This window comes from Ruegeria sp. D4 (assembly GCF_056534475.1).
This window is the reverse complement of sequence record NZ_JBQFPJ010000001.1, coordinates 680,913-696,795: the sequence shown is the minus strand read 5'-3', so window position 1 is coordinate 696,795 and position 15,883 is coordinate 680,913. Positions and strand designations below refer to the sequence as shown.

The window sequence follows — 15,883 nt, the reverse complement described above, 5'->3', positions numbered from 1 at the left end:
GGAGAAGCCTGCGGCAATTGCGGCGGGCTTTTTCATTTGGGTCACTCGGTTATTCAGAACCCGACAACGGGTTCCTTGGGATCCAGTATTTCTTCTTCGGCGATGTATTCCTGAAACTTTTCAGTGGATAGGGCTGAACGGACGGCAAGACTGAAGATCACGGCGGAAAACAGGATACACAGCAGAATATCCCAACCAAAGGGGATCTGCTTTTGCGCGCCTTCGCCGAATTGCCCAAGGAAAGAGATCAGCCCGATACCGGCAAAATAGGGCGCCAGCCACAAAGCTTCGGTCACGTCCATTTCGTCAAGACGGTTGCGGAACCGCAGCAGCAGAAGAACCATTCCAACGATCAATGCAATGCCAAGTCGCCAGACCGTGTCCCAACCGCTCCAGTAGACGACCAATGTGGCAACGGCAAAGGCCGTGACGGCGACCACCTTGACGGCCGGGATGCGGATCGAACGTGGGTGATCGGGCATGAGGTGGCGCAAGCAGACCACGGCGATTGGGCCGACGGCGAATGACAGGACGATGGCCGCTCCGTTCAACGCGATTACTGTGGCGAAAGGTACGGTCAGCAGGAAGAGCGTTCCGATCAGAAAATTCAGCGCCAGTGCCCAAAGCGGCACGCCGAACGAAGACAGCATTTGCAGGCGTTGCGGCAGGAAGCCGTTTTTGGACAACGCCATGGCAATACGCGCGTTCGAGCCAGTGGCCACCAATCCGTTGCCAAAAGGTCCGATTACCGAGCCGATGTTGAGCAGGCTGAGAAACCAGATGATCCCCACGGACATGATTATTCCGTCCAGCGGACCCTGACCGCCAAAGTTCAATTGTGCCCAACCGTTTTTCAGCATTTCGGGATCAAGCGCGCCGATGAATGCGATCTGAAGTCCCAGATACAGGGCCGCGCACATAACGATGGATAGAACCAGGGCTGCGGGGATGGCGAATTTGGGGTTTCGAACTTCACCGGCCATGTCGACGACGTGGCGAAATCCGATGAAAGAGAATATCACGCCTCCGGTCGACACCGCTGCCATGATGCCCTGCAATCCATAGGGCGCAAAACCACCTGGCTGAGTGAAGTTTTCGGTGTTGAACCGTGTCGCGATCAGCAGGATCGACAGAACGATAGGGATAGCGATTTTGGCCCACGTCAGCGCAGCGTTGACCTGCGTGAAAAACTTCACCCCCAATGCGTTGACCGCGACGAACAGAAGCATGAAAACCAGCGCAACCGCGATGCCAGCCCCGGTCAGATCGCCGGTATCCGCAGCATGCAGCCAGGGCGCATAGGGCGCGAGGTATTTCAACATCGCCTCAACTTCGATTGGTGCGGTGGTGTTATATCCGATCCAGGCTGTCCACCCCATGGCCATCGAGACTATGTTGCCATGCGAAAACTGAGGCACCCGTGCAATTCCACCGGATATCGGCAGCATGGCCGAGATTTCGGCAAATGTTATGGCCAGAACAAACATGGCAACCGCGCCGATAATCCAGGACAGGATGGCCGCAGGACCAGCATGCTGCACGGCCAGCATAGGCCCGAACAGCCAGCCCGAGCCAATAATGCCACCAACCGAAATGAACGTCAGGCCAACAAGACCAATATCGCGCTTCAATTCAGCCATAAACAATCCTGAAAACAATGCCCGGAATTACCGATCAATTCCGGTCAGGATAGGCGGGGGGATCGCGCTGTGACAAGCTTGCTCTCGAGCAACCCTCAATCAGCTCAACTTGTTGGTATTGAGACAGTTCTGGCGGCACGCGTAAGCCAGCCTAGGTGTCACCGGGCTCCCAGCCAGACTCTAGTAGGCGGTTATTCTACGTCGCCTGATTCCAAACAGCCCAGCTATTGCGCCTATCAGTAGCAGTCCGCTGGCGGGCAGCGGAACGGCTGATACTTTTAGATTGTCCACCCGATAACTGGCACACCAATCGTTACACCAAACCGTGTTGGGTCCGAACGGGTCGTACAAGTCATTCCAATAGGGGCCACTGATCGGGTTGTTCACGGTAAGTATCAACTGATCGATATGAGAGAACCCGCTAGATAACCTAAGCTTCTTTAGTTTCGGTATGACACTGTCCGACGTAAGTTGTGTCTGCGTCGGGCCGATCGACTGCGTAGCCACCGTAGCCCCGTTTCGCACTCCAGTGAAAGTCAGAGTTGCCACCGGCGCAATTCCTGACGTTGCCCACTGGAAGTAGGCTTGGCTGTTATCGTCTGCCGGTCTAGGCCCCGATCCCGACATGAAAATCCGCAATGCGCCCCAAACATCAATAGATTTTGCCGTGAATGTTGTTCCGCTTATGGCTCTGATTGTTGACGTCAGAATGCCACTATCGGAATGCAGGTACAGGTAGTTCCCTCCCAGATAGGTCGTGCTGTAATCGTAGATGAACCCGTTGGACGTCGCAGGTCCACCACCCGCATTGGGATAAACCGGGTTGTGATCGAACGTAACCGTCAAAGCACTGGCTGCATTGGCCAAGCACACGGCTAACGCCGCAAATATATGTTTCATCGCAATACCCTCTATCAATGTCTGCAGATTAGATAGCGAAGTATCACTTTGCAACTGATCGTAGAGGCGGTTCTTTTAGAGAAATGAGGCTTGGACGCCTGGCCGCGTTTTGGCTTCTGGCACCCATTCCTGTCGCCAGATCCGACAAGTCATTGAAAAGATGGTGGGTGATAAGAGATTTGAACTCCTGACATCTTCGATGTGAACGAAGCGCTCTACCACTGAGCTAATCACCCGTGAGGCCGCCTCTTACAGTGTGTCAGTCCGGTTCGCAAGATCAGATGCAGGTGGCGCAGAAACTTTGCTTGCCCTCAGCGCATTTCACGCAGAACCCGGCGCCTGTTCAAAGGGTGGGTTCGGGAAAAAATCAGGATAAGGCAAAAAACTTGAAAACGCCGCTTGACGATGCCGGGGCGTGGCCATAATACACCCCAACGTTCAGAGCGAACGGGCAGCGGGCGGTTGTAGCTCAGTTGGTTAGAGTACCGGCCTGTCACGCCGGGGGTCGCGGGTTCGAGCCCCGTCAACCGCGCCATCGCTGCCAGCCTTTGATCCGGGTCAATGGATCAGACATAGACCCTAAATGCGCGGTTGTAGCTCAGTTGGTTAGAGTACCGGCCTGTCACGCCGGGGGTCGCGGGTTCGAGCCCCGTCAACCGCGCCATTTCCCTGATTTCGTTGAATGACCGAAAACAGTTGCCCATTGGGGCAATCGACATGGGGCTAATGTCAGGAGTTGTCGGCAATAATCCGACTGTTCACACTTTGTTCTAACTTTTGTGTTGGAGACTCAGCCTGGCTCGCCTATTTCTAGGACACTTGTCTGTTGGGGGCCGAAATGGCTGAGCTGAAGAATATCGAGGTGCGCGGAGCGCGCGAGCATAACCTCAAAAGTATTGATGTTGACATTCCACGGGATCAGCTTGTGGTGATTACAGGTCTGTCTGGTTCGGGCAAGTCGTCGCTGGCCTTTGATACCATCTATGCCGAAGGTCAAAGGCGCTATGTCGAAAGCCTGTCCGCTTATGCGCGCCAGTTTCTGGACATGATGGAAAAGCCCGACGTTGACCATATCAGCGGCCTGTCCCCGGCGATTTCCATCGAGCAGAAAACGACGTCGAAGAACCCACGCTCCACCGTTGGTACGGTCACCGAGATCTATGATTATTTGCGACTGTTGTTCGCGCGTGCAGGGACGCCCTACAGCCCTGCCACGGGTCTGCCCATTGAAGCGCAGCAGGTGCAGGACATGGTCGACCGCATCATGGCGATGGAGGAAGGGACGCGCGGATACCTTCTGGCACCCATCGTGCGGGACCGGAAAGGGGAGTACAAAAAAGAATTCCTCGAACTGCGTAAGCAGGGCTTCCAGCGCGTCAAGGTGGACGGGGAGTTCTATGAACTTGATGAGCCGCCCACTCTGGACAAGAAGTTTCGCCATGACATCGACGTCGTAGTCGACCGTCTGGTTGTACGCGAAGGGATGGAAACACGTCTGGCCGACAGCCTGCGGACCGCGCTGGATCTGGCCGATGGAATCGCGATTCTGGAAACCGCGCCACGCGAAGGAGACCCCGAACGTATCACTTTCAGCGAGAATTTTGCCTGTCCGGTCAGTGGCTTCACGATCCCCGAGATCGAGCCGCGCCTGTTCTCGTTCAACGCACCTTTTGGGGCATGCCCGGATTGTGACGGTCTGGGAGTGGAACTGTTCTTCGATGAGCGTCTCGTGGTGCCGGACCAGACACTGAAACTGTATGATGGTGCACTGGCGCCGTGGCGAAAGGGTAAATCGCCGTACTTCCTTCAAACCATCGAAGCCATCGCCCGCCACTTTGAGTTCGACAAGAACACCCCATGGAAAGACCTGCCGGAGAAGGTGCAGCAGGTGTTTCTTCGGGGGTCGGGCGACGAGGAAATACAGTTCCGTTACGACGAAGGTGGACGGGTTTATCAAGTGACTCGCAGTTTCGAGGGCGTAATTCCCAATATGGAACGCCGTTACCGCGAGACCGACAGCGCCTGGATCCGTGAAGAATTCGAGCGCTATCAGAATAACCGCCCCTGCGGGACATGTGATGGCTACCGTCTGCGTCCCGAAGCCCTGGCCGTCAAAATCGCGGGCCTGCATGTTGGGCAGGTGGTTCAGATGTCGATCAAGGAGGCTCTGGCCTGGATCGAGGATGCTCCGAACCATCTGAACACGCAGAAAAACGAGATAGCGCGCGCAATTCTGAAGGAAATCCGCGAACGACTTGGATTCCTGAATAATGTTGGTTTGGAATACCTTACGCTGTCACGTTCAAGTGGAACCCTGTCTGGTGGCGAAAGCCAGCGGATCCGGTTGGCCAGCCAGATCGGTTCGGGTCTGACAGGGGTTCTGTATGTGCTGGACGAGCCGTCAATCGGGTTGCACCAGCGCGACAATGACCGTCTGCTTGGAACGCTCAAGAACCTGCGCGATCAAGGGAATACCGTGATCGTTGTTGAGCATGACGAAGAAGCCATCCGTGAGGCTGATTACGTTTTTGATATTGGTCCCGGCGCCGGTGTGCATGGCGGGCAGGTCGTAAGCCACGGAACACCTGCGGAAATTACGGCGGATGCGGCCTCGATCACGGGGCAATATCTGGCCGGAACGCGCGAGATCGCAGTGCCCGCTGAACGGCGCAAGGGCAACAAGAAGAAGGTGTCGGTGGTCAATGCGACCGGGAACAACCTGAAGAATGTGACGGCTGAGTTTCCTTTGGCCAAGTTTGTCTGTGTGACCGGAGTTTCCGGCGGCGGGAAATCCACTTTGACCATTGAGACGCTGTTCAAAACGGCGTCGATGCGACTGAATGGCGCGCGCCAGACACCTGCGCCGTGCGACACGATCAAGGGACTGGAGCATCTGGATAAGGTCATCGACATCGACCAGCGGCCGATCGGGCGGACTCCGCGTTCAAATCCAGCAACTTACACGGGGGCGTTCACCCCGATCCGCGACTGGTTTGCCGGTCTGCCCGAGGCCAAGGCACGAGGGTACAAACCGGGACGGTTCAGCTTCAACGTCAAGGGAGGTCGGTGCGAGGCCTGTCAGGGTGACGGGGTCATCAAGATCGAGATGCACTTCCTTCCGGATGTCTACGTGACCTGTGAAACCTGCAAGGGTGCGCGGTACAACCGCGAGACACTGGAGATCAAATTCAAGGGCAAGTCCATCGCGGATGTTCTTGATATGACGGTGGAAGACGCGCAGGACTTCTTCAAAGCTGTGCCTTCCATTCGCGACAAGATGGACGCACTGGCGCGGGTTGGTCTGGGTTATATCAAGGTCGGACAGCAGGCCACCACGCTTTCGGGTGGTGAGGCGCAGCGGGTCAAGCTTTCAAAGGAACTGTCCAAACGTTCGACCGGGCGGACGCTGTATATTCTGGATGAACCGACCACCGGCCTGCACTTTGAAGATGTCCGTAAGCTTCTGGAAGTACTGCACGAACTGGTAGATCAGGGAAATACGGTCATTGTGATCGAACACAACCTGGATGTGATCAAAACCGCCGATTGGATCATCGATATTGGCCCGGAAGGTGGCGATGGCGGCGGACAGATTGTTGCCGAGGGCACACCCGAGCAAGTTGCGGAGTGTGAGGGCAGCCATACCGGGCACTACCTCAGGCCGATGTTGAATTTGGACCGGGTCGCTGCAGAATAGCGGCCCGTCAGTTTCCTAGTACAGGATATCCGCCACGGCGCCGATCAGGTTGAGAACTTTCCGCGTTTCAGGATCGATTCTGTAGACATAGTCGCCGGCGCGAACGTAATTGCCGCCTCGTTTCAGGCCGTATCGATAGGGATCGTCGATCCAGACATAGTCCCGTTCGATACGGTCGCCCGTCCGATATAGGTTTTTGACCTGTCCTGGTGGCACGCAGGGGACTGCCTTTTTGGCCAGACCGGGCGGGCAGTGCCCGGCCTTTCCGTTGCCAGCTTCGACCGCAGCCGTACTGATCACCAGCAAAGCGATGGATCCAAAAATTCTCAGAGTCTTCATCGGCGGCCCCTGCAATTATTCTGCACTGGTTTTAGCACGTACAGACCGGGACAAAGAAGTGACGACAAACAACTATTTTCGGGTCAGCAAAAAACTGCTTTACGCGCCTCAGCTCCGGCCTCTCTTTTCAAACCGGGGCAGCATGGCGGAAAAGTCTTTCCCCAACCCATCTTCAGCTTCGACAAATTGTTCATACAAGGCCGTTGCAGCCTGGCCCATGGGTGTGTCCGCATCCGACCCTTCCGCGGCCTGCTGGCTAAGGCGTAAATCCTTCAGCATCAGCTCTGCTGCAAAACCTGGTTTGTAGCCGTTGTCGGCCGGACTGGTGGGGCCAACACCGGGGGCAGGGCAATAGGCGTTCATTGTCCAGCTATATCCGGACGATGTACTGACGACATCAAACATCTTTTGGCGATCCAACCCCAACTTGTCGGCCAGTGCAAAAGCCTCACAGGTCGCGATCATGGTGACGCCGAGGATCATGTTGTTGCAGATCTTTGCCGCCTGACCTGCGCCGGAGTCGCCGCAATGAACGGCCTTCTGGCCCATGATGTCGAACAGCGGTTCAGCCGTTGCAAACGCTTCTTCCGAACCACCTGCCATGAAAGTCAGCGTACCAGCGGCGGCGCCCCCGATACCGCCTGAAACCGGAGCGTCAACGGCTCTTAGCCCGGCAGCTAGGGCCTGATCCGCCACCGCACGCGCGCTGTCGACGTCGACGGTTGAACAATCAATCCAGGTGGCGCCTTTCTGCATGGCCGGAACAATCTCGTCCGCGACAGATCGCAAGATCTGACCGTTTGGAAGCATCGTAATTGCCACGTCTGCTCCGGCGACGGCCTCGGCCCCGGAAGATGCCATGGTGACCCCTTCGACCGTGACGTCTGCCATGTCAAAGCCAACCACGACATGCCCGGCCTTCGCCAGATTGGCGGCCATCGGTGCGCCCATGTTGCCAAGGCCGATAAACCCGATTTTCATCCTTATTCCTCCTCGAATGTCAGTGCGTCCGCGCCCAGTGGTTGCAGCATTTTCGAAACAACGACTGCGGGTACGGATTGATCCGCAAAGCTCCACCGAGGATTGCGGTCCTTGTCTATGATCTGCGCGCGAATGCCTTCCAGAAAATCCCCGTGTTCCATGGCGCGGAACGTAAACCGGAATTCCAGTTCCAACGCTTTGCGTATCGTCAGCGATGGCCCACGCAATCGATGCAGCATTTCTACGTAACACGCCATCGACAAAGGTGAATGCCGTCCGAGTGTGGCCAGAGTTTTGGTGGAAAATTCCGGATCAGCGTTACGCAGATTGGTCAGGATGTCGCCCAGCGCCTCGCCCGAGAATATGTCATCGATCACAGGTTGGTCCTGCTCCAATGTACTCTCCGGCGGAGTCTGCGCGTGTTTGGCCAGTATCTCGGCATCACCAGAGGCTTCGAGCAGCTCCATGAGATCGGACCATTGGGACTGCGGGATATAGTGATCGGCAAATCCGGCATAAATCGCATCACCTGGCCCCATGCGTCGTCCGGTTGTCCCCAGATATTCACCTAACCGGCCGGGCGCCAGGGCCAGCATCAGCGTGCTGCCGACATCCGGAACCAGTCCGATGGAGCATTCAGGCAATGCGATCTGCGCGGTCTCGCCCACGATCCGGTGACTTCCGTGGCACCCGATGCCAACACCGCCGCCCATTGTGAAACCCTGCAGAAAGCTGATCACCGGTTTGGGGTACTCGAAGATCAGGGCATTCAGCCGGTATTCATCGCGCCAGAAGGTTTGACCATAGGCGAAATCGCCTTTCATGCCCGTTTCATAAAGCTCGGCAATGTCACCTCCGGCGCAAAAGGCCTTGTCGCCTTCGGCATCAATAATGATCAGGTCAACCGAGTCATCTTCGCGCCAGTTCCGCAGGGCGCTGTCTATGGCCATGCACATGTCATAACTAAGAGCGTTGAGCGCCTTGGGCCGAGTCAAAGTGATGCGCCCGGCGCGGCCTGTCACACGGATGTCGATATCTGGCATTTGATCCTCAGCGTTGGGCAAGCATCTGGCGGGCGACGATCACGCGCATGATCTCGTTGGTGCCTTCCAATATCTGATGCACACGCAGATCACGCACAAGCTTTTCGATCCCGTAATCGGCCAGATAGCCGTACCCGCCATGCAACTGCAGACATTGATCGACGACTTTTGATCCCGTTTCGGTAACGAACTTTTTGGCCATCGCGCAGAACTTGCTGGCATCGGGCGTGCCTTGATCCAGCTTCCACGCGGCCTGCCGCAAGAAGACGCGCGCGGCCTGCAGTTCAATCTCCATATCGGCCAGGCGGAACTGCAGGGCCTGAAACTGGTCGATGGATTGACCGAATGCTTTACGCTCGGACATGTATTGCAAGGTCATGTCCAAGCCGGTTTGCGCCGCACCCAGAGAGCAGGAGGCGATATTCAAACGCCCGCCGTCCAGTCCCATCATGGCGTACTTGAATCCATCCCCTTCGGTGCCGACCAGGTTCCCCGATGGTATCTTGCAGTCATCGAACTGCACCTGCGCCGTCGGCTGGCTTTTCCAACCCATTTTCTGCTCAAGCGCCCCGAAGCTGAGACCGGGCGTTCCGTCTTCGACATAAACGGTCGAAATCCCCTTTGGACCATCCTGACCTGTGCGCACCATGCAGACATAAGCATCAGAGTAGCCACCGCCCGAGATAAACGCCTTGGTGCCGTTCAGCGTGTAACCTTCGTTTGTACGCTCGGCGCGGGTTTTGAGGGCTGCAGCGTCCGAGCCCGAGCCCGGTTCGGTCAGGCAGTAGCTGAGGACCGTATCAAGACTGAGCACCTGCGGCATGATACGTGATTTCAGCTCGTCACTGGCGAAACTGTCCAGCATCTTTGCGCACATGTTGTGGATCGACAGAAAGGCTGCAACCGACGGGCAGGCCATGGACAAAGCTTCAAAAACCAGCGTTGCATCCAGCCTGCTCAGACCCGATCCTCCTGCGTCCTCAGAGACATACAAGCCACCGAAGCCCAGTTCGCCGATCCGGGGCCAAAGGTCTTTGGGAATGGTTCCATCCGCCTCCCATTGCCGTGCAAACGGAGCGATGTTTTCCTGCCCAAATGCATAGGCCATGTCGAAGATAGCTGTCTGTTCCTCGGTCAGCGCGAAATCCATGCCAATCCTTCCCGTCGATGCTGAATTGAACGATTGTTTATTTCCCAATCGTTACAGAAATTTTGCACGATCAGCAATCACGGGAAGTAAGGTTATGGTATTGATCGGCCCGGGTGCGCGATATCAGAGATCTTCGTGGAATTCCTCGATCAGGTGCTTCACGACCGCCTGACCGGGATCGTCCCCTTTTGCCACGGCCTCGGCGTGTACACGGCGCTGGCGTGTGGCGGACGTTCCGTTTTCCGCAATTTGCCGAAGGCGGGCCAATTCGGTCATCGTGCCCAACGCCTCGGTATCTTCCGCAAGCATTCCCATCAGTTCACCAATCAGTTCAGGCATTGGCTTGATTGACCGGTCGCCAAAATCGATCAGCCCTTCGCCAACGCCGTACCGTTGTGCACGCCAGCGGTTTTCGCCGATGAGGAACCGGTCATAGTGACGCCAGCGCAGGTTGCGGTCTTTCAAACGACACAGCATCCGGGTCAGCGCCTGGATCATCGCAGCCAGCGAAAGGGCGTGTTCCAGCCGGGGCTGCACATCCATGATACGGGTTTCCAACGTCGGAAACCGATGCGAGGGGCGCAGGTCCCACCATATCTTTGAGGTGTCTTCGATGACGCCGAGTTCCACAAGGATTCCTGTCGTACGCTCGTATTCAGCCCAACTGGCCGGTACCGGAGGCAATCCGGTTCGGGGCAGGTTGTCGAACACGGTCAGCCGATAGGAGGACAACCCTGTGTCTTCACCGCTCCAGAACGGAGAGGATGTGGAAAGAGCCAGCAGGTGCGGCAAAAAGTAGGACAGTTGTGGCATCAGATCGGCACGCAGCGCCTTGTCTTCGACGCCGACGTGAACATGCATGCCGCAGATCAGCATGCGTCGCGCAACACCGCCAAGGGCATGTTGCAAGGCGTCATAGCGATCCTTGCGTGTATGATGCTGGTCTTTCCACTTTGCAAAGGGATGGCAGGATGCGGCAATCGGAGCCAGATTGTATTCAGCGGCGCGCGTGGCAACGCAAGACCGCAACCGCTTGAGGTCCTCACGGGCCGCGCCAATCGTGGCATGAGGGCGGGTTCCCACCTCGATCTGGCATTGCAGGAATTCAGGGCTGACCTGACCTTCAAAATCGGCCTGGCAAGCATCCATCAAAGCGGCAGGTGCTTCGGACAATTGCAGGCTGTCGCGGTCCACAAGCAGGTATTCCTCTTCAATACCCAGCGTGAATTCCTGCTGCATGGCGGCCCTCCGGTCTTTATGTTCACGCCAGTGAATACGGAATTTGCCCTTTTGCCAAGTGTTTGCCGCGCAGGTGCTTGCGAAGCCTTGGTCGGCACAGGTAAGGAGCGGGGAGTGTTCAACCACGGATCGGAGACGGCGGCGTGAAACCCAGGAAATTCCCGCGGACCAATGCAATTCTGGATCGCTTCGGCGTCAAGCTGATCGACAAAGTCACTGAACGGGATGAGCGCGCCCGGCTGGAAAGCTTTGAACGGGCTGGCGGATTGGAACGCCCTGCATATGCCCTTTCTCCGGGAATGGATGGGTTCGATGTCGGCCCGCTGGTCGAGGAATATCACGAACATGCCGATGCGCTTGCGGCATTGAAGGACCCGTCGCGCAACAAGACCGGCTATCGCATCGGGAACGGATACTATGACAGCCCGGATGCGGACGCGCTTTATCTGATGATCCGTAGATTCAAGCCGAAACATGTGATCGAAGTCGGGTGTGGCAATTCAACCCGCGTCACGCGACAGGCGATCATTGATGGCGGGCTGAACACCCGCATTACGGCAATCGATCCGTATCCGAGGGCGGATATTGCGCATGTCGTGGATGATTTTGAACAAAAACGACTGGAAGAGGTCGATCCGACGCTGTTTGAAAACCTGCAAGAAGGCGACGTTCTTTTCATCGATTCCAGCCATGTGGTCCGCATGAGCAACGACGTCGCGCATCTGTTCTGTCGCATCATTCCGGCCCTGAAACCAGGTGTCGTCATCCACGTGCACGATGTTTTTTTGCCCTACGAATACCCCACTCGTTTCTTCTATGATTGCCCCGGATGGGGCGAACAGTACATGCTGCACGCATTGCTGCAATCGAGTTTATATTCAATGCTTTGGCCGGGATATTACCTTCAGCGGGAACGCCCGGACGCGGTCGAGGCCTTGCCATTCCTGAAGGATGGTCGGGCGCAGAGTATTTGGGTTCAGCTCAGAAAATCTTGACTTCAAAGTGATCCGCCACGCCGGGGCTGCCGTAACCCTTTCCATAACAAGCTGGAGAGGAGATGACAGCCATGTTTCGCCGCACATTCCTGGGCGCCGCCGCCGCGATTGCACTGACTTTGCCAATGCAGGCTCGTGCCGGGTCCGATATTGTTGATACCGCCGTCTCGGCCGGATCATTCACCACTCTTGTCGCCGCAGTTCAGGCTGCAGGGCTGGTTGACACTTTGAAAGGCGACGGACCTTTCACTGTTTTTGCCCCGACCGACGAGGCGTTTGCGGCTTTGCCCGAGGGTACCGTTGAATCGCTTCTGCTGCCTGAAAACAAAGATCAGTTGGTTTCCATCCTGACCTATCACGTGGTTCCGGCCAAAGTTATGTCAGGGGACATCGCAGGTAAGCGCGCGAAGGTGCTTACCGTTCAGGGCGACCGCCTTAGTGTGAACGCCAAGAACGGCGTCAAGGTTAACGGTGCCAAGGTGGTTCAGGCTGATATCGAAGCCAGCAACGGCGTGATCCACGTTGTCGACGCGGTAATCCTGCCTGAATAAGTTTCCCAACAAAAAATGAAAAACCCCGGCTTTGAGGCCGGGGTTTTTTTGTCAGATCAGTCTGACTTGTGTGCCGATCTGCACCAGCGGGTACAATTGTTCGACATGCTGATTGTACAAACCAATGCAGCCGGACGAGCTTTGACGACCGATTTTGCGCGTATCATGCGTTCCATGCACCAGATAGGCAGGCCAGCCCAGATACATTGCGCGGGTTCCCAGCGGATTGCCCGGGTCGCCACCTTCCATTCGCACAGGCAGGTTCGGATCACGCTCGCGCATAGATGCAGTCGGGGTCCAGCTGGGGTTTTCCCGCTTGCGCACAACTTCGGTATACCCGCGTTTGGTCAATTCCTCGCTCATCGGAACCGAGCTGGGATAGAGTTTATAGGTCCCATCCGGGGCCCAGTAGTGAACGGCGCGGCTGGTAATATCGGCCAGCAGGCATCCGACGCCCAATTCATTGAAGTGATCCTGCCAGTTCTGCTGCGAAAACGAGGACACATTGCGGCGCACCGGCAACTGCGTGCTGATGGCTTCTTCTTCCTGCGGAAACGCATCAGAGCTTTGCGCGCGTACCAGGGCAGGCGTCGCCAGAAAGGTCGCTGCGCCCAGCAATGCAGAGCGGCGGGTCATGCGGGGATTTGACAAGTTGGCCTCCGGTTCAGGAACTGCTCGGGTATTTATTTGGCGCTAAAATATTGTCCGCCGGTTCGGTTTTCCAGAGCTTTTCGTCTGAATTTTTCGTGAAATGGTCCCCGTTGGCGACGCTTCGCCGAAAAAAGCCCGGCCTGTGGCAGGCCGGGCATATCGTTTTTCAGGTCCGATGTGCAGATCAGTCCATCGCTTTGAAGTTGAACTCGCCACCTTCCTTGATGCCGGACGGCCAGCGCGACGTTACGGTTTTGGTCCGGGTGTAGAACTTGAAGCTGTCCGGACCGTGCTGGTTCAGGTCGCCGAACATGGATTTCTTCCAGCCGCCAAAAGTGTGGTAGGCCAGCGGAACCGGGATCGGAACGTTGATGCCCACCATGCCGATGTTCACGCGGCTGGCAAAGTCACGCGCGGTGTCACCGTCACGGGTGAAGATCGCGGTCCCGTTTCCGTACTCGTGGTCCATCGCCAGCTTCAGCGCTTCTTCATAGGAGCCGGCACGGACAGTCGAAAGAACCGGGCCAAAGATTTCCTGCTTGTAGATGTCCATCTCTGGCGTCACGTGGTCGAACAGGTGTGGGCCGACAAAGAAGCCGTCCTCATAGCCCTGCAGGCTGAAGTCGCGGTTGTCGACGACAAGTTTCGCGCCTTGCTCCACGCCGGAATTGATCAGGCCGAGAATACGCTCTTTCGCGGCGCCGGTGACAACCGGGCCCATGTCGACATCGTCGCCCGCGGTGTAGGGGCCGACCTTCAGCTTTTCGACACGAGGGATCAGTTTCTCGATCAGCGCGTCGGCTGTTTCCTCACCTACCGGAACGGCGACGGAAATGGCCATGCAGCGTTCGCCCGCCGCGCCAAAGCCTGCGCCAACCAGCGCATCGGCCGCCTGATCCAGATCCGCGTCAGGCATGACGATCATGTGGTTCTTTGCGCCGCCAAAGCACTGCGCGCGCTTGCCGTTCGCGGTGGCACGCGAATAGATGTATTGCGCGATCGGGGTCGATCCAACAAAGGACACGCCCTGAATGACTTCGCTGTCCAGCAGCGTATCCACAGCTTCTTTGTCGCCATTGACGACCTGGAACACGCCTTTCGGCAGACCGGCCTCGACGAACAGTTCGGCCAGCATCAGCGGCACGGACGGGTCACGCTCGGACGGCTTCAGCACCACGGCGTTGCCGCAGGCCAGGGCAGGGCCGACATGCCACAGGGGCATCATTGCCGGGAAGTTGAACGGCATGATCGAGGCGACAACGCCCAGCGGCTGGCGCATGGAGTACATGTCGATGCCGGGACCGGCGCTGTCGGTGAATTCACCCTTCAGCATCTGAGGCGCACCGATGCAGTATTCGATGACTTCCAGACCACGCTGCAGGTCACCCTTGGCGTCGGGAATGGTTTTGCCATGCTCGCGGCTCAGCGCCTCGGCCAGTTTATCCATATCGCGGTTCATCAGGCCGACCATGGCCATCATCACCCGCGCACGCTTCTGCGGGTTGGTCGCGCCCCAGGCCGGTTGTGCGGCGGCGGCGCTGGCAATTGCAGCAGTGGTTTCAGCGGCACTTGCCATCGGGCATTTGTACTGCACTTCGCCCGTTGCAGGGTTGAAGACGTCGTCAAAGCGGCCGGACGATCCCGCCACGTTTTCGCCGTTAATGAAATGGGTCAGTTCAGTCATAGCGAATTCCTCCGAAGTAAGTTGCGCGCACAATAGGCTTGCATAAATCACTTGAACAGAGGCAATGTCTCAAAGAAGTTTTGCAAAAATGCAAAGGCCTTGGATGAACCGGAACTGGGATGATATGCGGGTGTTTCTGGCGGTGGCCCGTGAACAAAGCCTGTCTGCCGCCGGCCGCCTGTTGAAGATCGACGCTGCAACCGTTGGGCGTAGAATCGCCCGGCTGGAAACCGCGCTGGAAACACCGCTATTCTCAAAATCTCAGCAGGGATACATTCTGACCACTGCCGGCGAACGGTTGGTCGAGCATGGATTACAAGCCGAAGAGGCGATGCGGGCAGCAGCCGGAACAGTTACGGGATCCTCCAAAACGCTGAGCGGTCAGATACGGATCGGTGCACCTGATGGCAGCGCCAATTACCTGCTGCCCCAGGTCTGCGCAAAGATCTGTGATGCAAACCCGGATCTGGACATCCAGATTCTGGCCCTGCCGCGGGTCATCAATCTGTCCCGGCGCGAGGCTGACATGGCGGTTACCGTCAGCGCCCCGACGGCAGGGAAATTGCTTGTCCAGAAGATCAGTGATTACCGACTGCATCTGGTTGCCACGCAGGAATACCTGGCACAGCATGACGCCATTCATTCTGTGGACGACCTGCGAGGGCACCGGATGATTGGTTACATTCCTGATATGATCTTTGATCGTGAACTGGATTATCTCGTCGATCTTGGCGTTGACCGTGTCGCGCTTGCATCGAATTCCGTCTCAGTTCAGCTGCGCCAGGTCACGCTTGGCAGCGGCATCTGCGTCGCGCATGATTTCACGCTTCCGTTCCATCCGAACCTGCGGAAAATATTGACGGATCAGGTCAGTCTGACACGCAGTTTCCATCTGGTCCGGCACCTCGGAGATCAGCGCAATGAGCGACTGAATCGCTTTGCCGACGCGTTGACGCAGGGCATCCGCGAAGAGGTCGCGCGGCTTGAGGCTCAAGCTGCACCTTGACAGGTGC

13 protein-coding genes and 3 tRNA genes are annotated in these 15,883 nt (G+C 56.9%); 6 read left to right on the top strand and 10 right to left on the bottom strand.

Features of this window, described 5'->3' with window-relative positions; all coding sequences use genetic code 11:
- Window positions 1–53: 53 nt before the first annotated feature.
- The 3 genes from ACR0MI_RS03495 to ACR0MI_RS03485 form a co-directional block, all read right to left on the bottom strand.
- Window positions 54–1,640, bottom strand: a complete 1,587-nt coding sequence (locus ACR0MI_RS03495; RefSeq protein ID WP_170816533.1) for an APC family permease — start codon at window positions 1,638–1,640, stop codon at window positions 54–56.
- Window positions 1,641–1,820: 180 nt separating this feature from the next.
- Window positions 1,821–2,540: a VPLPA-CTERM sorting domain-containing protein gene (locus ACR0MI_RS03490; RefSeq protein ID WP_170616826.1), complete on the bottom strand. Its 720-nt coding sequence runs from the start codon at window positions 2,538–2,540 to the stop codon at window positions 1,821–1,823.
- A 161-nt stretch (window positions 2,541–2,701) separates the two neighbouring features.
- A tRNA-Val gene (locus ACR0MI_RS03485) sits at window positions 2,702–2,776 on the bottom strand.
- Window positions 2,777–2,998: 222 nt separating this feature from the next.
- Between ACR0MI_RS03485 and ACR0MI_RS03480 the strand changes: the two genes are divergently transcribed.
- From ACR0MI_RS03480 to uvrA, 3 genes are all read left to right on the top strand, one after another.
- Window positions 2,999–3,075 (top strand) — tRNA-Asp (locus tag ACR0MI_RS03480).
- Window positions 3,076–3,127: 52 nt separating this feature from the next.
- Window positions 3,128–3,204: transfer RNA gene (locus ACR0MI_RS03475), tRNA-Asp, on the top strand.
- Between the two features lie 174 nt (window positions 3,205–3,378).
- Window positions 3,379–6,237, top strand: a complete 2,859-nt coding sequence (gene uvrA, locus ACR0MI_RS03470) for an excinuclease ABC subunit UvrA (protein ID WP_480853623.1) — start codon at window positions 3,379–3,381, stop codon at window positions 6,235–6,237.
- A 15-nt stretch (window positions 6,238–6,252) separates the two neighbouring features.
- On the opposite strand, the gene ACR0MI_RS03465 is transcribed toward uvrA, so the two are convergent.
- The 5 genes from ACR0MI_RS03465 to ACR0MI_RS03445 all read right to left on the bottom strand — a co-directional run bounded on the left by ACR0MI_RS03465 (window position 6,253) and on the right by ACR0MI_RS03445 (window position 10,989).
- A complete protein-coding gene (locus tag ACR0MI_RS03465) occupies window positions 6,253–6,576 on the bottom strand; it encodes a hypothetical protein (protein WP_170616829.1) in 324 nt (107 codons plus the stop codon).
- Between the two features lie 108 nt (window positions 6,577–6,684).
- A complete protein-coding gene (gene mmsB / locus ACR0MI_RS03460) occupies window positions 6,685–7,557 on the bottom strand; it encodes a 3-hydroxyisobutyrate dehydrogenase (protein WP_170616831.1) in 873 nt (290 codons plus the stop codon).
- 2 nt (window positions 7,558–7,559) lie between these two features.
- Window positions 7,560–8,600: an enoyl-CoA hydratase/isomerase family protein gene (locus ACR0MI_RS03455; RefSeq protein WP_170616833.1), complete on the bottom strand. Its 1,041-nt coding sequence runs from the start codon at window positions 8,598–8,600 to the stop codon at window positions 7,560–7,562.
- A 7-nt stretch (window positions 8,601–8,607) separates the two neighbouring features.
- Window positions 8,608–9,750, bottom strand: a complete 1,143-nt coding sequence (locus ACR0MI_RS03450) for an acyl-CoA dehydrogenase family protein (RefSeq protein ID WP_170616835.1) — start codon at window positions 9,748–9,750, stop codon at window positions 8,608–8,610.
- 123 nt (window positions 9,751–9,873) lie between these two features.
- Window positions 9,874–10,989: a carboxylate-amine ligase gene (locus ACR0MI_RS03445; protein ID WP_170616837.1), complete on the bottom strand. Its 1,116-nt coding sequence runs from the start codon at window positions 10,987–10,989 to the stop codon at window positions 9,874–9,876.
- A 143-nt stretch (window positions 10,990–11,132) separates the two neighbouring features.
- Here ACR0MI_RS03445 and ACR0MI_RS03440 point away from each other — a divergent pair, with 143 nt between their 5' ends.
- Together ACR0MI_RS03440 and ACR0MI_RS03435 are read left to right on the top strand one after the other, a co-directional pair.
- A complete protein-coding gene (locus tag ACR0MI_RS03440; RefSeq protein WP_170616839.1) occupies window positions 11,133–11,984 on the top strand; it encodes a class I SAM-dependent methyltransferase in 852 nt (283 codons plus the stop codon).
- 71 nt (window positions 11,985–12,055) lie between these two features.
- Complete coding sequence (locus tag ACR0MI_RS03435; RefSeq protein WP_170616841.1) at window positions 12,056–12,535, top strand: fasciclin domain-containing protein; 480 nt, start codon at window positions 12,056–12,058, stop codon at window positions 12,533–12,535.
- A 51-nt stretch (window positions 12,536–12,586) separates the two neighbouring features.
- Here ACR0MI_RS03435 and ACR0MI_RS03430 read toward each other — a convergent pair whose 3' ends face one another.
- A complete protein-coding gene (locus ACR0MI_RS03430) occupies window positions 12,587–13,171 on the bottom strand; it encodes a L,D-transpeptidase (protein WP_170616925.1) in 585 nt (194 codons plus the stop codon).
- 199 nt (window positions 13,172–13,370) lie between these two features.
- A complete protein-coding gene (locus ACR0MI_RS03425) occupies window positions 13,371–14,870 on the bottom strand; it encodes a CoA-acylating methylmalonate-semialdehyde dehydrogenase (RefSeq protein ID WP_170616843.1) in 1,500 nt (499 codons plus the stop codon).
- Window positions 14,871–14,973: 103 nt separating this feature from the next.
- Here ACR0MI_RS03425 and ACR0MI_RS03420 point away from each other — a divergent pair, with 103 nt between their 5' ends.
- Window positions 14,974–15,876: a LysR family transcriptional regulator gene (locus ACR0MI_RS03420; protein WP_170616845.1), complete on the top strand. Its 903-nt coding sequence runs from the start codon at window positions 14,974–14,976 to the stop codon at window positions 15,874–15,876.
- Window positions 15,877–15,883 lie beyond the last annotated feature (7 nt).